Origin of the sequence: Vibrio sp. F13, assembly GCF_020806305.2 — a bacterium.
Classification (GTDB): Bacteria; Pseudomonadota; Gammaproteobacteria; order Enterobacterales; family Vibrionaceae; genus Vibrio; species Vibrio crassostreae_C.
In genome coordinates, this window is the sequence record NZ_CP170175.1 from 662,359 (window position 1) to 685,303 (window position 22,945).

The 22,945-nt window shown below is 43.7% G+C and carries 22 protein-coding genes and 1 pseudogene; 9 read left to right on the forward strand and 14 right to left on the reverse strand.

What is annotated here, in order from left to right; translation table 11 throughout:
* Positions 1 to 3: 3 nt before the first annotated feature.
* Positions 4 to 1,116 carry an efflux RND transporter periplasmic adaptor subunit gene (locus LMH68_RS02975; RefSeq protein ID WP_229648063.1) on the reverse strand — a complete coding sequence of 371 codons (1,113 nt, stop codon included), beginning with the start codon at positions 1,114 to 1,116 and terminating at the stop codon, positions 4 to 6.
* Positions 1,117 to 1,352: 236 nt separating this feature from the next.
* Here LMH68_RS02975 and LMH68_RS02980 point away from each other — a divergent pair, with 236 nt between their 5' ends.
* The gene (locus LMH68_RS02980; protein ID WP_229648062.1) at positions 1,353 to 1,967 is read left to right on the forward strand and encodes a TetR/AcrR family transcriptional regulator; all 615 of its coding nucleotides are present in this window, start codon (positions 1,353 to 1,355) and stop codon (positions 1,965 to 1,967) included.
* Between the two features lie 18 nt (positions 1,968 to 1,985).
* Here LMH68_RS02980 and LMH68_RS02985 read toward each other — a convergent pair whose 3' ends face one another.
* On the reverse strand, positions 1,986 to 2,897 hold the full coding sequence (locus LMH68_RS02985) for a LysR family transcriptional regulator (protein WP_229648061.1): 912 nt from the start codon (positions 2,895 to 2,897) through the stop codon (positions 1,986 to 1,988).
* Positions 2,898 to 3,053: 156 nt separating this feature from the next.
* On the opposite strand from LMH68_RS02985, the gene LMH68_RS02990 reads away from it, so the two are divergent.
* Both LMH68_RS02990 and LMH68_RS02995 read left to right on the forward strand, forming a co-directional pair.
* The gene (locus LMH68_RS02990) at positions 3,054 to 3,359 is read left to right on the forward strand and encodes a monooxygenase (RefSeq protein ID WP_229648060.1); all 306 of its coding nucleotides are present in this window, start codon (positions 3,054 to 3,056) and stop codon (positions 3,357 to 3,359) included.
* Between the two features lie 73 nt (positions 3,360 to 3,432).
* Positions 3,433 to 3,807, forward strand: coding sequence for a hypothetical protein (locus LMH68_RS02995; protein ID WP_229648059.1), 375 nt, complete (start codon positions 3,433 to 3,435; stop codon positions 3,805 to 3,807).
* A gap of 84 nt (positions 3,808 to 3,891) precedes the next feature.
* Here LMH68_RS02995 and LMH68_RS03000 read toward each other — a convergent pair whose 3' ends face one another.
* Both LMH68_RS03000 and LMH68_RS03005 read right to left on the reverse strand, forming a co-directional pair.
* Positions 3,892 to 4,419 (reverse strand): cytochrome b, encoded by a 528-nt coding sequence (locus tag LMH68_RS03000; protein WP_102429134.1) that lies wholly within the window; start codon positions 4,417 to 4,419, stop codon positions 3,892 to 3,894.
* Between the two features lie 108 nt (positions 4,420 to 4,527).
* Complete coding sequence (locus LMH68_RS03005) at positions 4,528 to 5,046, reverse strand: lipocalin family protein (RefSeq protein WP_229648058.1); 519 nt, start codon at positions 5,044 to 5,046, stop codon at positions 4,528 to 4,530.
* Between the two features lie 320 nt (positions 5,047 to 5,366).
* Between LMH68_RS03005 and LMH68_RS03010 the strand changes: the two genes are divergently transcribed.
* Positions 5,367 to 7,115, forward strand: coding sequence for an amidohydrolase (locus tag LMH68_RS03010; protein ID WP_229648057.1), 1,749 nt, complete (start codon positions 5,367 to 5,369; stop codon positions 7,113 to 7,115).
* 100 nt (positions 7,116 to 7,215) lie between these two features.
* Here the strand turns inward: LMH68_RS03010 and LMH68_RS03015 are convergent, their stop codons facing one another.
* Positions 7,216 to 7,692 carry a hypothetical protein gene (locus tag LMH68_RS03015; protein WP_065584369.1) on the reverse strand — a complete coding sequence of 159 codons (477 nt, stop codon included), beginning with the start codon at positions 7,690 to 7,692 and terminating at the stop codon, positions 7,216 to 7,218.
* Positions 7,693 to 7,979: 287 nt separating this feature from the next.
* Positions 7,980 to 9,323 (reverse strand): CAP domain-containing protein, encoded by a 1,344-nt coding sequence (locus LMH68_RS03020; RefSeq protein ID WP_229648056.1) that lies wholly within the window; start codon positions 9,321 to 9,323, stop codon positions 7,980 to 7,982.
* A gap of 405 nt (positions 9,324 to 9,728) precedes the next feature.
* Between LMH68_RS03020 and LMH68_RS03025 the strand changes: the two genes are divergently transcribed.
* The 3 genes from LMH68_RS03025 to LMH68_RS03035 all read left to right on the forward strand — a co-directional run bounded on the left by LMH68_RS03025 (position 9,729) and on the right by LMH68_RS03035 (position 12,687).
* Positions 9,729 to 10,991, forward strand: coding sequence for a metal-dependent hydrolase family protein (locus LMH68_RS03025; protein ID WP_102429130.1), 1,263 nt, complete (start codon positions 9,729 to 9,731; stop codon positions 10,989 to 10,991).
* A 164-nt stretch (positions 10,992 to 11,155) separates the two neighbouring features.
* On the forward strand, positions 11,156 to 11,551 hold the full coding sequence (locus LMH68_RS03030; RefSeq protein WP_017060189.1) for a pentapeptide repeat-containing protein: 396 nt from the start codon (positions 11,156 to 11,158) through the stop codon (positions 11,549 to 11,551).
* Positions 11,552 to 11,793: 242 nt separating this feature from the next.
* A complete protein-coding gene (locus LMH68_RS03035) occupies positions 11,794 to 12,687 on the forward strand; it encodes a DMT family transporter (RefSeq protein WP_102332974.1) in 894 nt (297 codons plus the stop codon).
* A gap of 112 nt (positions 12,688 to 12,799) precedes the next feature.
* Here the strand turns inward: LMH68_RS03035 and LMH68_RS03040 are convergent, their stop codons facing one another.
* The gene (locus tag LMH68_RS03040) at positions 12,800 to 13,684 is read right to left on the reverse strand and encodes an SMP-30/gluconolactonase/LRE family protein (RefSeq protein WP_102446102.1); all 885 of its coding nucleotides are present in this window, start codon (positions 13,682 to 13,684) and stop codon (positions 12,800 to 12,802) included.
* A gap of 99 nt (positions 13,685 to 13,783) precedes the next feature.
* On the opposite strand from LMH68_RS03040, the gene LMH68_RS03045 reads away from it, so the two are divergent.
* Together LMH68_RS03045 and LMH68_RS03050 are read left to right on the forward strand one after the other, a co-directional pair.
* Positions 13,784 to 14,680, forward strand: coding sequence for a LysR family transcriptional regulator (locus LMH68_RS03045; protein ID WP_324295271.1), 897 nt, complete (start codon positions 13,784 to 13,786; stop codon positions 14,678 to 14,680).
* 392 nt (positions 14,681 to 15,072) lie between these two features.
* Positions 15,073 to 16,029 carry an FKBP-type peptidyl-prolyl cis-trans isomerase gene (locus LMH68_RS03050; RefSeq protein WP_229648054.1) on the forward strand — a complete coding sequence of 319 codons (957 nt, stop codon included), beginning with the start codon at positions 15,073 to 15,075 and terminating at the stop codon, positions 16,027 to 16,029.
* 285 nt (positions 16,030 to 16,314) lie between these two features.
* Here LMH68_RS03050 and LMH68_RS03055 read toward each other — a convergent pair.
* The 7 genes and pseudogenes from LMH68_RS03055 to LMH68_RS03085 all read right to left on the reverse strand — a co-directional run.
* Positions 16,315 to 16,557, reverse strand: a pseudogene (locus LMH68_RS03055) (DHHA2 domain-containing protein); the annotation flags it as partial.
* Positions 16,558 to 16,658: 101 nt separating this feature from the next.
* Positions 16,659 to 16,862: a hypothetical protein gene (locus LMH68_RS03060; RefSeq protein WP_004736343.1), complete on the reverse strand. Its 204-nt coding sequence runs from the start codon at positions 16,860 to 16,862 to the stop codon at positions 16,659 to 16,661.
* Between the two features lie 383 nt (positions 16,863 to 17,245).
* A complete protein-coding gene (locus tag LMH68_RS03065; protein ID WP_229648053.1) occupies positions 17,246 to 17,698 on the reverse strand; it encodes a hypothetical protein in 453 nt (150 codons plus the stop codon).
* Positions 17,699 to 18,049: 351 nt separating this feature from the next.
* Positions 18,050 to 19,063, reverse strand: a complete 1,014-nt coding sequence (locus tag LMH68_RS03070; RefSeq protein WP_102449337.1) for a manganese-dependent inorganic pyrophosphatase — start codon at positions 19,061 to 19,063, stop codon at positions 18,050 to 18,052.
* Positions 19,064 to 19,541: 478 nt separating this feature from the next.
* Positions 19,542 to 19,994: a septal ring lytic transglycosylase RlpA family protein gene (locus tag LMH68_RS03075; protein ID WP_102320537.1), complete on the reverse strand. Its 453-nt coding sequence runs from the start codon at positions 19,992 to 19,994 to the stop codon at positions 19,542 to 19,544.
* A gap of 337 nt (positions 19,995 to 20,331) precedes the next feature.
* Entirely contained in the window at positions 20,332 to 21,708 is a 1,377-nt protein-coding gene (locus tag LMH68_RS03080; RefSeq protein WP_229648052.1) for a uracil-xanthine permease family protein, read from the reverse strand.
* A 289-nt stretch (positions 21,709 to 21,997) separates the two neighbouring features.
* Positions 21,998 to 22,489 (reverse strand): VOC family protein, encoded by a 492-nt coding sequence (locus LMH68_RS03085; RefSeq protein WP_229648051.1) that lies wholly within the window; start codon positions 22,487 to 22,489, stop codon positions 21,998 to 22,000.
* Positions 22,490 to 22,945 lie beyond the last annotated feature (456 nt).

Sequence of the window (22,945 nt, forward strand, 5' to 3'; positions counted from 1 at the left end):
TACCTACTCAGCCGCACTGACTGGTTTCACGATTTGGCCCGGAACTAAGCGATGTAAACCACTGGCGATGACCTGTTCACCGTCTTCAATCGCCCCACTCACATACGCTTGTTGATTGTTGGCAAACAACACCTGAACACTTCTACGTTCAACCTTATTGTCTTCACCAATCACAAAGATGTTCCACACACCGCGCAATCCATCAATCAAACCCGTTAATGGCACCCAGTAACCTGAGTCATCAATCTGCTCATCAAATTTAAGGTAGGCAAGTTGCCCTTCCAATACCGATGATTGTTCAGGGAATAGGTAACGCAAACCAACACTGCGAGATTGGGTGTCGACCATTGCGCCGGGATTCAATAGCTCCACGGCATAATCTGTTCTCCCAACTCGGATGTTAGGCGAAGAAAGTGAGGTGACTTTTTGCATTTGGTGAGCAGGAATACCGATGAAGGCCTCTTTGCCCTCAGAAGCGAGCAGTGTAAGAGTTGGATTACCCACATTCACCACATCTCCGAGCGAAACAAAGCGCGTCGCGATGGTTCCAGAATAAGGCGCAAGCACTGTCGACTTCACCAATTTCAGTTCATTGCCTTTTACCGATGCATCGATGCGCAACAAGTTCGCCTGCAATACGCGTTGCTCACTGGTGAGAGAATCAATCTCCGCTTCGGCACTGAAGCCTTTTGCTTTCAATGAGCGCTGACGCTTTAAGTTCGCGGCCACAAGACTCAGTTGAGCTTTCACTTCTTCGGCTTGTGCTTTCAATTGGCTAGATTCAGTCTGCAGCAATTGAGTATCTAACCGGATTAACGGTTGACCTTCGGTTACTGTGTCACCGACATCCACTAAAATCGCATTTACTTTTCCGGCCAACTCGAAACCTAAATTGGCCTGCTGACCCGCCTTAACCACACCCACATATTCACGCTGCACTGCATAAGAGGAAGACAGCGCCAAGGCCATCGTTTCTACAGTTAAAATGGTTTGGACGCTCGAAGCCGTTTCAGCGGTTGAATCAACCGACTCTTGGGCTTGTTCCTTTTCGCCACATCCAACAAAAAAAGCCGACAACGCCACTGCCACTGCGCTTCCCTTCATCAATTTATACATACGTACTGTTCCTATGCGGTACTCAATTATGTTCTTTTTTTAGACTAACCAAATCAAACTAGACTGTCTAGTTTGATTATGTTAAAAATAAGTTTCATGGTTAGTGTTTGATAAAACCATCACAAAAAGCATAATGCTTAGCGCCAAATGAGACACCTATAGCGGAGTATCAATAGGCACTAAGCAAAGAGACAAGCTAGGTAACGACCCAACACCAAGTAACGAGAAGCAAGCACGTGACAAAAATCATCAAGAGTGAACAGAAGAGATCGCAGATCTTAACCGCAGCCAGCCAACTTTTCTCTGAACATGGCTTCAAGATCAATATGGATCAAATAGCCAAAGCAGCGAACGTTTCCAAGCAAACGGTCTACTCTCACTTTAAAAACAAAGACGAGCTTTTCGAAACCTGCATGCAAACCAAGTGTGCCGAGCGCGAACTCAGCCCTTCTGCTTTTGATATGAATGCCACTTTGGAAGACGAATTGGTGAAGTTTGGTGTGAAGTTTCAAGATTTGTTACTTGATGAGCAGTCCAGACAGACCTTTCAAAATGCTGTGAGCCAATCCAACACGCACCCAGAGATCGCCTCTATCTATTTAGAAACTGGGCCTCAGAAAACCACCAAATTACTTGCTGATTATTTGCGGTCGAAAATAGACTCTGGTGATCTCACACTGTCGACATCAAGCTCACCAGTCATTGCAGCACGCCAACTGTTGCTGATGTTTCACGGCAAATCGGCGTATTGGTCATTCTTCGGTCACGATAGCGGAGAATCCGAAGAAGAAAGGCTTCACTACACTCGCGAATGTGTCGCGCTATTCTTGAACGGCAACCAGCCTCGTTAATCTTAGAATATTTAACCGTTAGCTCGCATTAGAAACTGACTCAAGAAGTAACTCATAGAAACGTTTAGCAGCAGGGCCTGTCTTGGCTCCTTTTGGTAAAGTCAGGTGCAGCGGAACGTGATACCCACTGCCATTTTCGACATTCAACACAGTGAGCTTGTCACTTCCTCGACTTTCAACAATGTGCTTTGGTAGTCGACAATACCCGACTCCCTGCTCTACCGCGCCAAACGCATGGTCGAAATTATCCACCGTAATACGCTGACTCGACTTCAACCAACCCACATCCTGTTTGTTCCCTTGCTTTTTGCTGCCTTGACTAGTTTGAGCACCTAAATCTCGCACCACAATTTGCGGCAAAGACGACAGTTGATTCAACGACACTGAAACGGCACTTGCTAACGGATGTGAGCTAGCAACTACTGGCTCCATCATCGTAAAACCAAAGGCTTCGGCTGAGTAATTAGTAATAGGCAAGTTGATGATAGCCACATCAGCCAGTTCTTGAGTCACCATTTCCGTTGTTTTAGACAGTGACGTTTCTATCACTTGTATCGATGTGGTGTTGTTCTCCGCCAAAAATGCAGCCATCGGTTGATAAAGCCGTTCAAGGCAGCACAAGTGATCAACAGCAACCACAATTTCAGACTCAACACCTTTCGCTAGCTGTTCACTGATCAACTCTAGCTCGCGAGCTTGTTCCAACATACTGCTTGCACGGCGCAACAGTGATTTCCCATCCTCCGACAATACCGCCCTACGACCTTCAACCTGCACTAAAGTCACGCCTAATTGGTCCTCCAATTTTCTCAGCGCATAAATCAGCGTGGTGTGGCTCTTGTTCAATTGCACTGCCGCCGCCTGAATGCTGCCTGCGCGGTCAATCTCGTAAAGGGTTTGCCATTGGTCGAGGGTGGTTTTCAATCTCATCGGTCTAAAATCCTGACAGTTAATAACTATATTATGAACTTTTCTGTCTGTTTTTTACAGGTAATATCTATTCCAACAGGCAATCAAGCCCCCTACGTTTTGCGAAATGACCATGAGTCTCAGCGCAATACCAAGTAACTGTTTGGAGAAATAACCATGAAATTATTACAAGTCGATTTTGAATTTAGCGGCCCATTTGGTGAAGAGATGTCAAACGCACTCGTTGACCTAGCAAAGTCTATTAACAACGAACCGGGCATGATCTGGAAAATCTGGACAGAGAACGAAGCTGAAACACTGGGCGGTGGTGTCTACCTTTTTGAAGACCAACTCAGTGCAGAGACTTACCTAGCGATGCATAGCGCTCGCTTAAAAGAGATGGGTGTCGACGAAGTACGTGGGGTGATTTTTGACGTCAATCAGCCATTAACTACCATTAATAAAGGCCCAATCAACGCTTAATGCATCGCTCACTCAAGTATTGAGCAAAGAGAGAGATTAGCGATATCACCAAGTTGAAAAAGAGATCGACACAATGAACAACAAAACATTCTTGAGCCTACACGGCATCATTTACGCAGGGTTTGCCTTGGCGCTGTTTTTCCTACCCACCGTTATGTGGCCAATGTACGGCGTAGAGATCAATGATAAGTACGCGTACTTTCTCTCTCAACACACCAGTATATTTTTGGGTGGTATCGCAGCGATAAGCTGGTTGCTAAGAGACATTGAACCCGGCGTATCCGCCAAAAAGCTCATCCAAGGTTTGGTGGTTACGAATATGCTCGGCGCCATCATCACATTGTATGCGGCGTTTACAGGAATATTTGTTGGCTTTGGCTGGAGTGATCCTGCGTTCTTCCTGTTTCTATCAATACTGAGCGTGTTGCAGGTTCGCAAGCAAGCTTAACCAATGAGTTCAGATAGCACAAACAAAAAAACACTCGGTATATGCCGAGTGTTTTCGTATTAAATCGTTAACTTTAACGTCAGGCTATGAGCGACCAAGCATACGACTTAGCGTGCCATCTTTATCGACAAACTGATGCTTCAATGCGCCTAATACATGCAGAGCAAGTGCCACCATAATCAGGTTCACTGAATTGACATGAACAAAAGAAGCCGCAGACTGTAACCATTCGGTTTTTTCACCAGCAGCGATAAGCTCGAAACCGAACACGTCTAATGCACGCCCACCAGCAACACTCATCACAGCACCAGAAATTGGCATCGCCAACGTCACCAACAATAAGAAGTGGTGAACACTTTTCGCTGCGATTTCTTGTGCTCTCGTCAATACGGCAACACTCTCAATTGCGCCCTCTTTAAAACGCAATACCAAGCGTGAAAGTGCGACAACTAAAACAATCAAACCCAACGATTTGTGTAGCCCCATCAACTCACCTTTTTCGGGGCCTCGCGGCATACCTTCAAATTGAAGTCCAATCACAAACACGACAAGGAACAAAATACCGGTAAGCCAATGGAAAACAACAGTCTTTTTCGATAACGAATTACTCATAATGACCACTTTATGTCTCTAAACTTGATGCTATTTTCGCCTAATATCATTACGTTTTATAGGGTAAATACGTAAAGTTAGGTAAAGACAAATAGAAGCCAGAAATCGTTATTTTGTGTGCTCTACAAAAATCAACTTGTCAGTGTTGAAGCCACGCTCTTTAGACATGCTTTTGAACTTCTCCATCACCTCTGGCGCAACTTCTGGTGTTCTTGAAAGCAGCCATAAGTAATCGGTGTCAGGGCCAGAAACAAACGCGTACTGGTATCCCTCTTTGTCCAATTCAAACACCACATAAGCACCGTAGAAAGGGCCAAAGAAAGACACTTTCAAATAGCCTTGTTCAGAGCCTTCAACGAAGTACGCTTTTCCTTCCGCTTCGTTCCACTCACCCTCTTCGGCAGAGTATCCACGGTTAATCACCTTCACGCCGCCATCATCACGAAGGCTGTATTCAGCGCTGATGTTGTCTAAGCCACGCTCAAACGAGTGATCCAAACGAGCCACTTCGTACCATTTCCCTAGGTATCGTTCCAACTCAAACTGTTGAACAGGCTTTACCGTTTCGGGCATGCCAACACAACCACCCAATAAGATCACGCTAAGCAGCAATAATATTTTTTTCATCCTAACCTCGACTTGTTTTTATTAGTAATGCGAGTAAGTCTCTTGAAAACATAAACTTACATCCTTGGTAATACGTTAAATCCATTTTTATAGCTCACTTAACTGTAATTTATTCAGAACCTTATGTGAATTGTTTAGTCTGCGAATGGATTCGCAATCCTTTATTGACGAGCTGTATTCCCACAACCACCTCAAAAGGCACTGGAATTACATTCAAACAAGAGAGCAACCAAGGACACTTTATTATTAAAAATTCACGATATGATTCTCGCCACTCGCTTTCTATACTTACTAAACCGTGGAACATGGAAGACATAATAATGAATAACAAGCTCACTCTGCCACGTACTGCATGGATAGCATTACTCACAAGCTTATCGGCCGTAGCGCCGGTGCTTGCACAAGCCAACACTATTGTTCAAACACAAACACCAGTTCAAGCGCAAACATCTGTTCATAACCAAAGTGCTGACCAGATCTTTATCAATGCTGATATATACGGGCATCGTGAGTCGGACTCGATCGTTACCCACAAAGGCAAGATCATCTTCATTGGTAACCAATCACAGGCGCAAACTTTTCAAGGGCAAAGCACTGATGTCATTGATTTAGACAATGCCTTTGTCCTTCCGGGATTTATTGATAACCATAACCATGTGTTTGAAGCCGCCTCAGAGCTGGGTGGCAATTGTGAACTCGACTCTGAAGCAACGGTAGAAGAGCAAATCCCCTACTTAGAAGCGTGTAAGATCAATGCTGATACCGATGGCAGAGGTTGGCTAATGGGTTATGGTTTTTCTTTAGAAGCAACGCTCGATAGCGACTCTGACTACACGCCACTAGAGATCATCGACAGTGTCTTCCCTAATCGCCCCGTGGTGCTTATGGAGCAGACTTCACACTCGATGTGGGTCAACTCAAAAGCACTAAAAATCGCTCGAATCAGCCAACAATCTCCAGACCCACAAGGCGGTGTTTATTTAAAAGACCAAGACAGCAGCAAGCTCAATGGCATCTTGCTAGACAATGCTGGCGATCAAGTGATGGAGATGGCTTGGAATAGCCAAAGTGAACTGTTTGAGCAAAGCTACCAAGGCTTAATGTTCGGACTTGAGGAAGCGGCAGCCCACGGCATCACCACCATTGGTGACGGTCGCATGTATTGGAAACGAGGTTGGTATGACGTTTGGCTAGAGGCCGAGCAAAATCAAGACTTAACGGCGCGTGTATCGCTGCGCCCTTGGGTGTATCCATCGATGGCAATGCCTTCTCAATTAGAAGTCTTTGAGAAGATGTATTCCGACGATAAAAGCCGTCTGTTACTTGTCGATCAGGTGAAAATGTACAGCGATGGCATCTTCATCAACGGCACCGCCAAAACACTCGCGCCCTACTTAGATACTTATCTGCCCCAGTCTCCTAATGGCTTGAACTATATTCCACCAGAACAAATGAAGGAGTGGCTAACTGCGCTCGAGAAAATCGGCTTTAGCGCCCACATTCATGCCATTGGTGATGGAGCGGTTCGTGAATCTCTTGATGCGATAGAAAGTATTCGCAAACAAGGTTCAACCAAACCCTACACCCTAACCCATGTCGAATTAATCAATGATGAAGATGTGCCACGCTTTCGCCAATTAGACGTGACCGCAGATTTCCAAGTCGGCTCTGATTACGTTGCAAGGCATCAACACCAATGGGCCGAAGCTTTTCTTGGTGCTCGCCGTGCCAAAGCCATGATGAACCTCGACGCGATACTCAAGACCGACGCGAATATCACCTTAAGCAGTGATTGGAATGTACACGACATCAACCCTTTGGTCGGCATCGCGAACAGCTTAATCATGGGCAAAACCGGCCTAACTGATATTTATACCGCGATTGATGCTTACACACTCAATGCCGCCAAAAGTCTTGGAATTGAAGACGTAACAGGTTCTATTGAGGTGGGGAAATCCGCTGACTTCGCCATTCTCGAACGCGACATCACCACAGTGTCAGCAAGACAAATCGCTAAGACTCAGGTGTTGATGACGGTGTTACGCGGGGATGTGGTTTACGAAAAATAAAGCCAATTAGCGTATCGAATTGGTTATCGCAACTCAAACGAAAACGAGCCAGCTTATTCAGCTGGCTCGTCTGTTATTCACATAGGTATTTTATGTTGTGTTACGCGTTGGTCTCTTTAAGCGCTTTCACATTTGAATCTTGTTTGTCATCCAGAGCAAAGTAGATCTTCGATACAATCACTTCAGCAACCAGAATCGTAAATACCACCGCGAAGAACGCGACAACACCGCCCCAAGGGCCTGTAAAACTCACCTTATCTCCGAACAGAAGGTTAATCGCTTCTAGCATCACGAATTTTGAGCCCACCAAGATGATATAAGTGGTGATTGCTCGGTAAACCTTAGGCGCGGTGCCCGGCTTGCTTTTGAAGTGCTCGGCAATCTTGTGCTCTAAACCAATAGAGAGCTTCAACAACAACGCCGCAATCAAAGAGATAGTGAAAGACTCAATGTTGACGAAGTCCCAGTACTCATCGAAGAAGTTAAGTACGACCAAGTCCACCAGCACGGCTAACGTGTAACCTACGAATAGACGTTGTGGTGTGTTGAACCCGTAAACTTTGTCTGATTTAATCATTCTGTCTCTCTCTAATTTGATAAGTAGCCTTGATTTGAAATACATCTTAGCGTTCGAATCGAAGCAAAACTTACCATTTCATGACACTACTCAAAATCATTCACAACACAAATGAATCGTCATAGTGTCTTCGCCCCTCCACCTTCAATAATCCTGATCGCCCACGTATCACTGTAAAGTAAAATGGCACTCTCGAGTGATCTGCTACTACCAAGTAACCTGCCACTACCAACTAAAGAAAGAATAGCGACGCTAAATGGATGACCTTTATTTAAGCAATGAGTGTGTTAATTGAAATCTTGCGTCCAATAAGACATCTTCGATGCATCTGACTTACTGGCTTTGTATCCAATCCCCATCTTTGTGTGTCGGCTATTCATCACGTTTTGGCAGTGACCTTCGTGACCAGCCCAACTATTAAGACCGGCATTGTTAATTTGCCCATCACTTCGTGGACTGGTGTAACCGAAAATAGGAATCACAACCGAATTGGATGAGAGGACAAACGCATTCTGACCAGAACTGTTCACAACAAAGTGACCTTGAGCATCTCTTCGGTACTGCTCATCTGAGTTCAACTGGGCATTACTCGCCGTATTATTGTCCCAAGCGATAGGAGCTGCTGGTGGGTAGTTACCACTCGAAAACGATGAACCAAAGGCATCACAATAACGTTGTGTCGACCTCGCACAATTTGTCGAGATAACAGATTGGTACTTGATACTGTTCTGACTTAGATCTTCTGGAATATTCACAATTCGGCACCATTTTTCATCGGCAACGCCTTGACCGGGCATCCCCCAAATCGCACCATTCAATAATTGATTTGTATCTAGTGAAGCGAAATCGATGAGAGTGTCGCTATTAAGCTGACCTAGATCCAAATCGATCTTTCCAGATGAAGTGTTCAACTCAAAGATCGAGGCCCCAACCTCCTTAGCTGCTGCGTTAATTTTGTCGCGCTGTAATAATTCCCACGAATCACCAAACCGCTCTTTTGACTGCTCTCCATAAGCTTGAGCGATAAAATCGTAAGTAGGTAAATTAGACTCTGTGCCGCTCCCATCTTTGGAAACTACGCTGCCAACGGTTTTAAATTCCAACGAACTGTCGAACACCGCATCGTTAAACACATACGATCCCAAGAGCTCACTAGAACAAGAGTTACTTTGCATATCGTATCGATATTCAGAAATTGTACCGTCCACAAGTAACTGATGATCCTTCCTTTGCGCGCTTAATCCTGTGGTTTCGTAACAGTGCCAATCGTTAACAAAGTTGCTGCCATTATCGATAACGATTGTTGGTACAGCGATAGTCACATCAACCTCCTGAGTATCTCCACTCTTGAACGCAGGCAGCTCATTTTTGACGGTAATAGATGAGAAATTTCTGATTGGATCCGTTTCTTCGATAAAACCTTCGATCGCAAAAATCATATTGTTGCTAAGAGCTTTAATGTCAGGCTGCTGAGAGGTAGATGATGAGCCGGTATTACTTGGATTACTTGGATTACTTGGAACATTAGCGTTATTAGACGTTGTGCTGTCACCTCCTGATGAACTCTCTCCACCACAACCCGTAATAATCAGTGCTAGAAGGGCGACTGCCGAGATATTTTGTTTTTTCATGAGTTAATCCTTAAGCATATATTTTTCTTGATGTAAGGATGTTGCCTCATAGAACGAACTTAAATTTCAGACCAATGTCAGAGCCCCTAAATACTGACACCGATTTAACATTTTATAAGATATTGTCAATTTAACGTTCGACCTATAAGTGGATGAACTCATTCAGTATTTTCATTAAGCCTTCCGTTTTAGATCCAGTTACAGTTCGGTAAATTGACTCTCAACACAAGGTGACGACGATTTGAAATACACCTTAACGTTCGAGTAGGAAAAACTTAGAAATATTGAAAAGCACCAAAAGATAAGTCTCGTCATTGCTTGTCACCAAATGGCCATTCTTCAAATGCTGCGCCCCATATGATGACCCCATCAGCGACACACACTCATTTCCAAAAGGTGCAGACTATGAAAAAGCTAATCACTAACGCGAACGTATTTAACGGTGTTGATAACAACCTAATCGAGAACGTATCACTTCTTATTGAAGACAACTTGATTACTCAAATTGGCGAGGTTGATGCAACGTTAGCGGATGAAATCATTGATGCTCAAGGTGGCACAGTCATGCCAGGCCTGATTGATGCGCACGTTCATATCACGCTCTCTGCCTCTTTTAATGTCATTGATACGATGACTCGTGAAGAAGTGGCGATTCGCTCAGCAAAGATTTCAGAAGAGATGTTAATGCGCGGCTTTACTACCATTCGCGACGTGGCGGGCAATACGCTTGGCCTTAAAAACAGTATCGACAAGGGCTATGCGACTGGCCCACGCATTCTTCCTTCAATGGCGGCTATCTCACAAACCTGTGGTCACTCCGATTACCGTCAAAACCAAGCACAAGAGCGTTTAGCAAACGGCCATGAAGACTCACCAATGATGAAGCAAGGCTCAATGAAAGTGGCCGATGGGCGTTCAGAAGTATTGAAAGCGGTGCGTGAACAGCTATTCATGGGCGCATCACAAATCAAGATCATGGCTGGCGGTGGCGCATCTTCAACCTTCGACCCGCTAGACACATTGCAATTTACATCAGACGAGATGAAAGCCGCAGTTGAGGCCGCTTCAGATTACGGCACTTATGTCGCTGCGCACATCCACACCTCTGATGCGATGCGCCGAGCAGCTGAAGCGGGCGTGATGTCTTTCGAACACGCGACCATCATGGACGACGACATTGCCGAAATCATTAAAGAGAAAGGCATTTGGGTGATTCCTTCTTACTTTACCTCTTCATTGATTGCAGAGCGTAAGATCCCGCTGCCAAATGAAGAGACATACCGCAAGACAGAACGCGTAGGCAAAGCGATGTTCAAGTCAGCAGAACTGATTAAGAAATACGACATCCAGAACATCGCTTTTGGCACTGACTGTGTAGGTGAAACCAACGTTCACGCGACACAATTGAATGAACTTGGTGCGATTGAGCAAGTATTCGATACCATCACCGCGCTTCGCATGGCGACATCAAACTGTGGTCGCTTGTTCGAAATGTCGACCTACCAACACCCATACCAAGAAGGCAAGTTAGGTCAGATCGTTGAAGGCGCGTATGCCGACCTATTGATCATCGATGGCAACCCACTGGAAAGTGTTGCATGTGTGGCGAACACAGAGACACAAAAACTGATCATGAAAGACGGCAAGGTGTACAAAAACACGCTTTAACCTCGAAAAGCGCTCGTCCATTCACCATAAAAGCAACAAATCTAAAGCAAATAACCGAGATGACTAACTTGGTTGTTTGCTTTTCTTTGAATCGCCTAAAACTGATCTCGCTTTCGACCAACAAACTCTGACAACAACTCGATTCTATTTTAGATCAGCATAAATTGTGGTTGGAAAACCAAGGCGGCGAACGAGCACAATTAGGTAATACCGATCTAAGTAATCTAGCGCTTCAAGATGTTGACCTTCGTTGCGCCAACCTGATACGTACTGATTTTAGTGGCGCCGATTTATCGGGTGCGAACATGAATGAGGCTGACATCACCTATGCCAATTTCAGCCACGCGAACCTCAACAATACGAGCTTCCGCGATGCTGACCTACGTAACGCCAACATGAGTTACGCCCAAATGCTCAACGTCGATTTACTGCGTGCCGACTTGTTTCGCACTGACTTCAGCAATGCTCAAGTTAATGACTCTGCTTTCAAACGAAAAGACACAGGCAATACCATTATTGAGCTGCGAGATCCTACCCGACAGTGTCTCTCTGCCAAGTAGGTTCAAGCAGCGATGATCTCCAATGCGCTGATATTGTTGCATATTCATTCGATTATTCGATAAATACCGAATTGGACTGGGCACTCACCTACTGAGCTCAGGTCGTAATAGCAGATCTCGCCCCCATATCACTAAGCATCGAACGACATTGTTCTTACTTGGTTTTTGTTCTTACATATTTTCGATTCTCATGTATTATGTGCGCCCATAATTGTATGACAAATATGTAGTGCTGTTTCTGTATGACCAAAGCCACCAACCACGCGATTTTGCTCTTAGTATTCGCCAACCTGCTCGCCTCCTTTTCAGACGTTTCACTAAAAGTACTGAATGGCGAAGTGCCCACGTTCCAATATGTGTTTATCCGCCAGCTATTGAGCGTGATGTTGCTGCTTCCTTTTTGGCTAAAGCTACCCAGAGAGACGCGCATGCAAGGTGGCTGTCGCATCAACTTCTTACGGGCTCAATTCATCCTAGTAGGTAGTGGCTGCGCAATGATTGCCATCACACACCTCACCTTGGCGACCGCAAATGCGATGTTCTATGTTGGGCCCATTCTTATGCTCCCGCTTTCTATTGTTTTACTGAAAGAGAAGCCGACATCATCAAAAGTGGTCGCGACACTGATTGGCTTCGTGGGTGTGTTAATCGTGTTGCGTCCAGAGCAATTTCACTGGGCCGCTATTGCGGGCTTAGGCAGTGCGCTCGCGATGGGTGTCGGCAATATTTTGATTAAACGTCTTCACGCAGAACAACACATTATCTCGACACTATTTTGGACCAGTGTGATGACTCTACCGCTGGCGTTGGCTCTTGCTCTGCCTGCATGGGCGGCGATTGAATGGCGTCATGTTGGGTGGATTATGGCAATCAACCTATTCGTTCTGGGGTACCATGCCCTTGTGGTGGTCGCTTATAAAAAAGCGCCAGCAAACCAAATTGCTCTCGCAGAATATTCGGGGTTGGTGTTTGTGACCCTATTTGGCGTGATGTGGTTTGACGAGATTCCAGACATGTTGACCCTTGTCGGTATTAGCCTGATCGTCATTCCTATGATGCCAATAAAATGGAAGAAGTATTTCAGTAGGCCAAACCAGACGGCCCTTGATATAGAAGCTAATCAGCCTAAGCCTTAATCGTCGGCAGCATCATTACTGCGCATCGAGCTAACCCACTTTCGACCTATTCAAATGAGAAAAGGGACCGGTATTTCTACCCGTCCCTTTTTATTTTCGTTTGTGTAAGGTATTACTTAAGCTTGAACACCAACACTTTGTTGTATGCCGTTACCATCAGTAAATCTTGCTGTTTCCCGCCAATTTCTAGATTGCTGATATGGCCCGCATCGATAGCAATGAAGTCTATTTGCTTACCGTCTTTATCGAACACACCCACGCCACCATGCGCTGCAACAAAGAGGTTGTCATCGGCATCAACAGCAACGCCATCAACCATAGGTTCAGAGCCAGACTCCGCCTTCACCTGGGCAAACTGCGTCTTATTGCTGAGTGACTGTCCATCAACATCAAATCGGTATACCCAGCCATCAGATGTGTCGGCAACGTATAACGAAGATTCATCAGAAGAAAATGCGATGCCGTTTGGTAGCTTGAACTCTCCAGTGATCAACTTTAGATCACCATCTAGGTAACGATAAACGCCGTTAACCGGTTGCTCTGGTTCTGCCTTTGCTGGGCCGTAACCTTGAATACCAAACGGAGGATCGGTAAACCACACACTGCCATCACTATTAACAGTTAAATCGTTAGGGCTATTAAGCAGCTTGCCGTTATACGTTGCAGCGACAATCACTTTCTCTCCGTTGCCTTCACGGTACGACAACTTTCTATCATGGCGGGCAGCCCACAGGTTGCCTTTGGCATCAATATCGAGGCCATTAGCATAGCCAGAATTGTCATCAAACACGCTCAACTTGCCGTTAAGGTCGTAAGAATAGGTTGTGTTATTTGGAATGTCGCTAAACAAGAAACGTTGATGTTTCACATCCCATGTTGGGCCTTCAACAAAGCCGAATGAGTCTCCAACCAATGTTGGGTTGCTTTCTACAACAGAGGCAGCTGAAACATTCATAGAAGCAGCCATTGCAGCGGTAATAAGTAGTAACTTGTTCATTGTTCTTCTCCTTTCTGTTTACGTTTTGAATCTTAGTTTCTTGAATGAGTGAGAGAAACAGTACAAAATGACTTCACTGTTTACTAAATGGTGTTAATGATGAATTTGATTTATATGCAGACCTTCTTGACTGTCGCCGAAGAGCAAAGCTTCACCAAGGCCGCTGAAGTATTGGATGTGTCAAAAGGTTTGGTGTCTCGGCATGTACAACGGCTCGAAGAAACATTGAATTCTAAACTGTTTCACAGAACGACTCGTTCTATCAGCCTCACGGAAGTGGGCGAAGAGTTGTATTCGAAAGCGAAGCAAATTCAACTATTAGCAACCGAAGCGGAAATGCGTGTCTTAGACATGACGCAGGAAGTGGCAGGCGATTTGAAAATTACCGCGCCGATAGAGTTTGGGCGTGCGCTTTGTCGTCATATCATCCCTACTTTCAAGCAAGAGTACCCAAAAGTGGATTTGATTCTCGACTTTGGGCCGATGAAAAAGAAGATAGAGTCTGGCGACTTTGACATTGCTTTCCGAGCTTACGATGAACTGCCTAATGATGTGATTGCCAACGATCTTGGGCATATCCGCAATGTTCTCGTTTGCAGTGCGGATTACGCATCAACTTACCCACTCGCCACCACCAAAGACATCCATAAATGCAGCTTCATTCTTAACAGTCAAAATGAACGTTGGAATCAGCTGGAGTTGATCAATGGCGAACAAACCTACCATGTTGAAGTAACCGGAAGTGTTAGCTCTAATACCTACAGTTCAATTTTGGAGTTAGCAATGCAAGGGATAGGTGTCGCCAGCTTGCCGTTCTATCAAGTTGAAGAGCTGCTCAAACAAGATGAGCTTATTCACGTGTTCCCAGAATGGTCGATAAAAGCCCAAAAGCTAAGCCTTATCTACGCTCAAAGAAGGGTCACACCGCAGAAGTTGGTCACTTTTAACCGAGCGGTAAAAGCGTGGTTGGAATCGAATAACGCTTATACGTTGTGAGTTTTAGAACGCTGAATCTTTCAATTGGAATGCATGTGCGTTCCATTCATATCAGGCGCAATCACAATACTTTTCAATAGATGATAGGCTGCCGTGTGTTCGTCGATTTTGAAACACCCTCCCCCTCTAACTCCCCCTCAAGTTGAGTTCATCACCCCCTCTAGATTGACGACCGAGGGGGAGAACCTTCTTTATCGCTGAACGTGTAAATGCACATGCCGCCATCGGTATTCAGATCCTCCCCTTTCCACCATCTGGTCTTTCTTTGTATTTTCTTGACCAACTTAAACAACCACTAATCATTATTGCTAACCATATGGTTTTAATGAACTTACTTAATGATGATATCCTAGGTATAGTGGATAAATTACGGTATGGGTGCTCTAACAATCATGAAACAAGCATTAACAGATGTGATATCAGAAAGGTTGAAAAATGCATTTCTAGCAAACTTTATACTTTCTTGGTGTATTGTTAACCATTTAGTCATTTTTCATCTCTTACTCAGTGAAGATAGTCCAAACAAAAAACTGGAGTACATTCAAGATCTAACATTCTCCTTTACAACCGATTTACTCTATCCACTAATTCTTGTTTTTATATACACCTATTTACTTCCACTCATTAATCTAGGTTTATTGAAAGCAAAATTAAGGTTTATAGAGCCTCTTTTAACTAATTACAAAAATGACGAACAAAGCTTTCATTACTCCTCGAAAATCCAAATTGAGGACAAAAGATTAGATTTGTCTTTTCGTGAAAAAGAGCGTGAATTGGAGCTAGAAGAAAGACGCACAGAAAAACAATTATTAAGGACTAAAGCAGCCGAAAGCGAAGCTCGTTCTTATGAAGAAAAGTTGAGGTTCGAAGAAAAGGCTTTGGCTTTTGAACGCGATAAACGTTCAGAGTTAGAAAAAGTAGTTACTCTTGAAAACATCGCTGAAAAAGAGTCTTTGTTAAAAAAACGCGAAGCGTTGCTTGAACACGAAAAGAATCGTTTGGAAAATATACAACTAAAATATACTTTGTTAAAAAATCACGCAGTTTGGGTACCCTCTAACAAAGAGATATCGCCCCAGGACCGAGTAGTTATTAGTTTTGTTGGTTCAATCAACGGTCTTGAGTTCGAAGGTGGAAAAGCTGATCACTTCATTTTGGAAATGGGTGAAGGGCACATGACTCCAGGATTTGAAGAGGCTTTAATTGGAAGACATGCTGGTGAGAATTTGAGAATCCCGATTGAATTTCCTGACGACTATCATACGCATGATCTAAGAGGAAAGTCAGCCAAGTTCTCCATCACCATTAATAAAGTGGAATCTAAAATGATTCCCTATGAAAACCTTTAATATTGGCTTCTTGGGGATACTAAAAAGCCGAACTTAATAAGTCACGCATATTTCTCCTTGATATGTTCAAAAAGAATGATGAGGCATCTACACAAGACGTGTCTTCACTCTAACCAAAGTCACCTTATCAATAAAAATCACTTCATGTGAATCGAGGTAACTAAACTTTGAGTTGGCTAGCTCATTTATATCCAAATCCAATTCAGTACACCCAAAAACAAAAAGGGATTGGTATCTCTACCAATCCCTCTCATTCCCTGCCAATAAAGTAACGGCTCTTACTCTCTACAAGCTCTCAATTGCCTTTTGAACTGCAGGGCCAATCTGACACTTGCGAGAAGTGACGCCTTCTAGGGTCAGCATGTCGCTTGTTGGTTCAGCGTTGAAAGCTGATTTGATAACTTGGTAGTCGCTTTCATCCACCCAAAGTAAGTTTGCTTCTTTGTTCTTAGTGTCTGTGATGGAGAAGAACAGATGGTCTAGCCCGTTCTCTTCTTTGTAAGTCTTCATTGCTGTTAGAAGGTCGTCATAGAGCGAGAATAGGGTCAGATAGAGTTTGAAAGTAGGTAGTGGTTAGGGGGGGAGTTGGTGATCTTAATTACACATCCCTGTGTAACGTATTCTGAATGTCAGCTGGCTTTAAAGCGCTTCATAAATTGACTAAAGCGTGGAATCAGGTTTTGCACAGTCGGCGCATCTGGAATCTCATTTACAAAAATCATAAAGCGCTGTGCTTTACTTTTATCACCTTGAGCAGTCCCTGCTAGTATTGCTTGAGCCAAAATTACATGCTCAGCGGTAACGTCCTTATTCGAAAATTCGTGAATCAACATAGAAAATCCTAATAAGTATAAATACGGATATAATAATACAATACATTGATGTTTATATCGATAGCTTATGGCATTCATCAATGTCATATTTGTGTAAAAACAATACTGGACAGTGAGCTTAGTGACTTTCCATACTTATGCTAATTCGTGATTTGCTAATACTTGGTTCTTCGAAACTCATTTATGTCCAGAAGCTTCGTAGGATGAATTTTTACCTTTGATACTTCCTATCTCGAAAGTGCCCCAAACGTTTCATTAGGTATGGCACGAGTAATACAACTAGCTAATGTGAAAAACAGGCACATTGTTCACCAAACATCTATAAACAAAAATTCGTTTCCAAATTTTGAAATAGACCCAGTAAAGCGCAGTGTTATTTTTTGTTATAGGGGATCTACATGCCCAGAACAAGTATAGGACTGACCATCAACACCACGAATAGCGATCTGGTAGTTCAGCGCCAATCCATTACCAACGATGTCTGACAGGCCCTCAGTTTCTGGATTGTTCATGCGATCGTGGTACATCTGACAAACGTGTTCTTCACCATGCCATTTTGATTGCACCTCTTCGATTCCATCAGCCTCGATGTCTACGCGAGCAACTCCATTTGTGCGCTTTGCTGCTTTGGTCGTGATGATCGTCGTCGTCATTGATGTATAACGGATACCATCGATTTTCGAACTGGCTTCGGTAAGTTGGTCGTGGTCTGCGTGTGTGATAATTGGGTCAGACACGAAGGCGTTCGCAGCCTTTACCTTTAAGCTGGTACAGCCAGTAATTGTCATAAGTGCAAGTGCGATAGCTGTTAAACCAATGGTTTTGATTGAGGTCATTTCATTGTCCTGTTAGTCATTCTGTCTGGGGTTTACTATAAACAATAAAACACTGTATTATTAGTTCAAACTATGAATACTAACTTACCGATAATAGAAAGCCGCGACTAGGATTGGTTACTTGTTTAAGGCTGCTCTAAGTCTAACTCTTCACGTGGTTGGTCGTGAATGTCCTTTGGGATTCGTATCATAAGGGCTATGTTAGATCCGGGTTATCCATAAGCTTTGTTAAATTAGAAAAAGCGCAACTCAATTTTATCCAAATCCAATTCAACACACCCAAAACAAAAAGGGATTGGTATCTCTACCAATCCCTTCACTACTTGTTTATAAAGTAACGGTTCTTATTCTCTACAAGCTCTCTATTGCCTTTTGTACCGCAGGGCCAATCTGACGCTTACGCGAAGTGACGCCTTCTAATGTCAGCATGTCGCTTGTTGGTTCAGCGTTGAAAGCCGATTTGATGACTTGATAGTCGCTTTCATCTACCCAAAGTAAGTTTGCTTCTTTGTTCTTAGTGTCTGTGATAGAGAAGAACAGATGGTCCAAGCCGTTCTCTTCTTTGTAGGCTTTCATAGCCGCCAAAAGCTCATCTTTACGGTCAATCAGTTGTTGAGCCGTTAGCGTTTCAGCGACACCGATACCCACCTGTTTGCCACCGTATTTAAAGTTTTTGTAATCCAGCGTCAGAATGGTTTCAGAAGAAAGGTGACTGAGATCCGACTTAGCAATCAGCATCTGTTGACCGAAATCTTCGATATCTGAAATACCTGCAACTTTTGCCAGCTTTTCAGCATACTCACGATCATGCTCAGTAGTGGTTGATGATTGGAATACCACAGTGTCAGAAAGGATTGCGCCTAAGCCTACACAAGCAAGGTGCTTAGGTAGTGACACATCCAGCTTTTCAGCGTTGTCAGCCAGAATAGTTGCAGCCGATCCCCAACCTCGAATATCCATTTCGACAATTTGTGGTGTATTAATCGGTGAGCCACCAATTGCGTGATGATCAACCACAGCAACAATCGATGCTTGGTCGATAGTTGGTGCTAGTTGAGTGACTTGATTGAAATCCACCAGCCCCACTCGATATGAAGAGTAATCTGTCTCTACGCGGGGAGATTCAGCATTACAGTAGTTCAAGATGAAGGTGGATTCTGGATTGATAGGCTCTGGTACTGTCGCTGTACCGCCATAGATATGAGCCGCGAGCATCGCAGACATTACCGTGTCGCTGTCTGGGCTTAGGTGCCCTGTCCATACGAGATCTTCACTGTTTTCATTGGCAGATTGTTGAAGACTGAAAGCATAGCTTGCTGAGCTAAAAGACATAATTAGGGCTGCAACGACAGGGGTTAGCTTCACGGGTATTTCCTTATTTGAATGCGATATAGAAGCCCATAAGCTAAACACCAAAAATTTCAGAACCGTGTCACTAATATTTCAGATTTACTTCAGTGAGTAAGGAAATGTAATTTTCCTCTCTTTGAGAGTCTTCTTCTCCCATCAATTGTACCTCCCCCTTTCTATTACACGCCCGCCACAACCAATTTTGGATTAGTTCAGCTTTTCATTATTTCACAATGAATTTCAATGAACCCTAATAATAAGAAAACTAAGACACTGATTTATTGACCACATAACATCATCAACCCACATATTAGAAATAAGATAATCTTATTAAAAATGGATTATCGAAAGGCACAAAAAAGGCTACAAAGCAGCCTTATTGAGTCAGCATAAATAAGCTATTGATTCACCGATATCGAGGTTCTGTTCCTCCCCTTTCCCACTACTGGTAAGGGGTCGTAGATGTAAACCAAGGGGAGGTTAGGAGGGGATTCTAGTGTTTGTATCGAAAGGTATTACTATCATCAACAATCTCGATTTTAACAGGCACTGTGCCTTGTTTAACGTTGCCGATTTTTGCAAATGCCTTGTGCGACAGATCGATCACTCGGCCTTTTACATAAGGGCCTCGATCATTAATTTTCACATCAACAGACTTGTTATTGTTTGTATTGGTCACTCTCACGATAGTCCCGAATGGCAAGGTTTTATGAGCCGCAGTAGTCGCATTCATATTATACGTCTCACCACTTGCTGTGAGCCTTCCATGGAATTTATCGCCATACCAAGAAGCTTTACCAGCAAGAGCATGTGACTTGGCATATTCCTTTGTTTTAGAACTGCCGACAGCCGACGTTGAGGTGCATCCGGCTAATATCATAAGGATAAGAGCGGTAAAGATAATATGTAATTTTTTCATGTGGTTTGTGTGCGCTAATCTCTGCATGTTTCTCTATTTTCGTTGTTGTTGGTTAGCAATATAATGCTGAGTATAGTCACTGCTCAGCCAAGGCTACCATTCGGTATGATGACGGAATGTTTTCATGAACGACACTTTCTTCCGTCATATTCATGAAAGGTTTTATCGTCAAAACGTCAACTTTAACAACGTCTTAAATCTGTATATTTCTTAATCGCTTCATGTAGATAAGTCACTCAGCCAAACATCCAAATACAAAAGCGGATTGGTATCTCTACCAATCCTCTTTAGGGGTAATTCGTTTTTCTGCCTTAAGCGCAATTGTCCGTAATCAGTCACCTACGCTTCTTCTCGGCTGTATAAGTTACGCTTTACTGGTTTGTACCGAATTCGTCATCGATTTGGCTTTAGTTTCAGGCACCAAAGACATCAACCCGGTAATCACAAGCGCGGCAATACCAGACATGGTTACAGGTGAGCCAAATATGCTTTGCACTAGCTTGGGCGCTTCTTTCAATAAATCCGGCACTAGCATCACCCCAAGCCCTAAGCCTAGTGAGATGGCAATCGTCATAATTCTGCGGCGATCCAGTTTTTCATTGGCGATGATTTTGATGCCCGCCGCAGCAACCGTACCGAACATCACTAATGTCGCCCCGCCCAATACTGGCTTTGGAATCGTCATTAAAACCGCACCTAAGATGGGAAATAACCCTAACAGAAAAAGAATCGCGGCAATGAAGTAGCCGATGTAGCGACTCGCGATCCCCGTAAAATGGATCACACCGTTGTTCTGGCTGAAAGTCGTGTTCGGAAAAGTATTGAATACCGCTGCGATGAGCGAGTTCACACCGTCACCTAGCACGCCCGCCTTGAGTCGATTGATGTATTTTGGACCCTTAACTGGTTGGCCTGAGAACATGCTATTGGCGGTAAGGTCACCCGTCGTTTCAATAACAGTAATCAAGTAGATAAAAGCGATAGGCAGGAAGGCTTGCCAATCAAAAGCGAAGCCATATTTAAATGGGACTGGGATACTCAATAGCGGTTGAGATGCAAAAGAAACCATTGGCGCTTTGCCCATCAGAATAGCAACGCCCCACCCTACAACCAATCCGACTAAAATCGACGACAGCCTTACCATGGTGTTGTTGCTTAGGTTAAGTGCCACTATGGTTCCGAGCACAATCGCACCCAACATCAAATTGCTTCCAGAACCAAAATCTTCTGCGCCAACACCACCAGCGATATCAGTGACGCCGACTTTAATCAAAGAGACACCAATCGTCGTGATAACGATGCCAGTAACAACGGGCGTGATCACTACTTTGAGTTTTTCGATAAAGCGCGATAGGACGATTTCGACAAATGCACCAAAGAAGCAGACACCAAAAATGGTGGCGAGCATTTCATCCGGCCCACCTCCATTTGATTTAACAAGAAAACCCGCACCTAACACAGAACCTAAGAACGCAAAGCTGGTCCCTTGGACACAGATCATCCCTGCGCCAACTGGCCCTATTTTCCTAGCTTGTATAAAAGTGCCGACCCCAGACACCATCAGTGCCATGCTGATCAAATAAGGGATGTGTTCACCCAACCCTAAAACACCGCCAATAATGAGCGTTGGTGTGATAATGCCAACAAAGCTGGCTAATACATGCTGCAGCGCCGCGTAACTGGCTGCTTTAACTGATGGTCGATCGTCTAATCCGTAGATCAATTCACTGTTCTGTTCCATGTGACTTCCTTTATGTATTTTTTATTGTATACAATCTACATAAAGGTAATAAGGCAACATGTATGCCAATTATTTACATCTTAATTATCAACTATTTAAATTTAATCTTCCTAACGTGTTGCACTACGGAACAACATCATCGGCTTGTATTGGTGCAATAAATGAACAAAAAATGGTCACCTTATCTGGTTTACTCTATGAGTCCAAATACAAAAAAGGATTGGTATCTCTACCAATCCTCTTTAGGGGGTGTTTCGTTTTTCTGCCTTATAACAGGCAGGTAACGCGATTACTCGTAATCAGTCGCGTACGTGTCTTCGTATGTGTGCGAGTAGAATTCGAATAGGTTGCCAAACGGGTCTTCTAGGTAAACCATTTGCGCTTGTTTTAGTTCGTCTTCTGGGTGGTAACGCATGATGTCCATACGAACCTTACCGCCAAACTCTTCAACGCGCTTAATCGCTGAATGAAACTGCTCTTTTGGAAGCTGTAGACAGAAGTGGAAAATGCCTACGCGAGAGAAGTCTACTTCGTGACGCTCTTGACGATCTTTCATTTCGAACAGCTCAACACCGATACCATCAGATGTTACTAGGTGTGCAATGTTGAAGCCTTTGAAGCCTTCGCCAAATACTGCGATACACATACGTCCGATTGCTGATTCACGCTCTTCCATCACTTTGGTGTTGTTCATTACGATTCTTAGACCTAGAGCTTTCGTGTAAAACTCGACTGCTTGGTCCATGTCACCCACCATGATGCCTACGTGATTCATTTTCATAACTTGCTCCAAATTCGTTTTAAATTCTGTGCTTTTCGAAGTCTAGCTTCGGTGTTTCGTTTCGATGGAGAGAGTATAGGTACATGCGTTAATTAACTGAAATTATCATAATTTATATTAATGATAATTTTTTGTTATTTACAGTTTAATATAACAACTCAACTCACGCAAAGAAACCATACCGAACCCTACCTACATAGACACATAGATACATAGATACATAGATACATAGATACACACACCAATAGAGATAAGCCCAATGTAGAGAACAACCTAAAGAGCATAGCTACTTAAATTGGGAGTTGTTGATGTTTGATGGCTTTTGTTAATTGTTTTTGTTGATAGCTTTTACCGATAGCCTTTTCCTTTCGAAGATAGGATTCGCCTATTGAATCTATAGAAATGTCCGATTTCACTAATTTTCGGTGGCAATGCAATATATCTACATCGACGCGG

Excerpts from the sequence above, each read along its gene's own strand:
- LMH68_RS02975 (WP_229648063.1), bottom strand. The coding sequence starts at position 1,116 with ATGTATAAATTGATGAAGGGAAGCGCAGTGGCAGTGGCGTTGTCGGCT.
- LMH68_RS03065 (WP_229648053.1), bottom strand. The coding sequence starts at position 17,698 with ATGACCTCAATCAAAACCATTGGTTTAACAGCTATCGCACTTGCACTT.
- LMH68_RS03000 (WP_102429134.1), bottom strand. The coding sequence starts at position 4,419 with ATGAGTAATTCGTTATCGAAAAAGACTGTTGTTTTCCATTGGCTTACC.
- LMH68_RS03040 (WP_102446102.1), bottom strand. The coding sequence starts at position 13,684 with ATGAACAAGTTACTACTTATTACCGCTGCAATGGCTGCTTCTATGAAT.
- LMH68_RS03010 (WP_229648057.1), top strand. The coding sequence starts at position 5,367 with ATGAATAACAAGCTCACTCTGCCACGTACTGCATGGATAGCATTACTC.
- LMH68_RS03060 (WP_004736343.1), bottom strand. The coding sequence starts at position 16,862 with ATGTTGATTCACGAATTTTCGAATAAGGACGTTACCGCTGAGCATGTA.
- LMH68_RS03045 (WP_324295271.1), top strand. The coding sequence starts at position 13,784 with ATGAATTTGATTTATATGCAGACCTTCTTGACTGTCGCCGAAGAGCAA.
- LMH68_RS03075 (WP_102320537.1), bottom strand. The coding sequence starts at position 19,994 with ATGCAGAGATTAGCGCACACAAACCACATGAAAAAATTACATATTATC.
- LMH68_RS02985 (WP_229648061.1), bottom strand. The coding sequence starts at position 2,897 with ATGAGATTGAAAACCACCCTCGACCAATGGCAAACCCTTTACGAGATT.
- LMH68_RS03035 (WP_102332974.1), top strand. The coding sequence starts at position 11,794 with ATGACCAAAGCCACCAACCACGCGATTTTGCTCTTAGTATTCGCCAAC.
- LMH68_RS03025 (WP_102429130.1), top strand. The coding sequence starts at position 9,729 with ATGAAAAAGCTAATCACTAACGCGAACGTATTTAACGGTGTTGATAAC.
- LMH68_RS03080 (WP_229648052.1), bottom strand. The coding sequence starts at position 21,708 with ATGGAACAGAACAGTGAATTGATCTACGGATTAGACGATCGACCATCA.
- LMH68_RS02990 (WP_229648060.1), top strand. The coding sequence starts at position 3,054 with ATGAAATTATTACAAGTCGATTTTGAATTTAGCGGCCCATTTGGTGAA.
- LMH68_RS03020 (WP_229648056.1), bottom strand. The coding sequence starts at position 9,323 with ATGAAAAAACAAAATATCTCGGCAGTCGCCCTTCTAGCACTGATTATT.
- LMH68_RS03085 (WP_229648051.1), bottom strand. The coding sequence starts at position 22,489 with ATGAAAATGAATCACGTAGGCATCATGGTGGGTGACATGGACCAAGCA.
- LMH68_RS03005 (WP_229648058.1), bottom strand. The coding sequence starts at position 5,046 with ATGAAAAAAATATTATTGCTGCTTAGCGTGATCTTATTGGGTGGTTGT.
- LMH68_RS02995 (WP_229648059.1), top strand. The coding sequence starts at position 3,433 with ATGAACAACAAAACATTCTTGAGCCTACACGGCATCATTTACGCAGGG.
- LMH68_RS03050 (WP_229648054.1), top strand. The coding sequence starts at position 15,073 with ATGAAACAAGCATTAACAGATGTGATATCAGAAAGGTTGAAAAATGCA.
- LMH68_RS03015 (WP_065584369.1), bottom strand. The coding sequence starts at position 7,692 with ATGATTAAATCAGACAAAGTTTACGGGTTCAACACACCACAACGTCTA.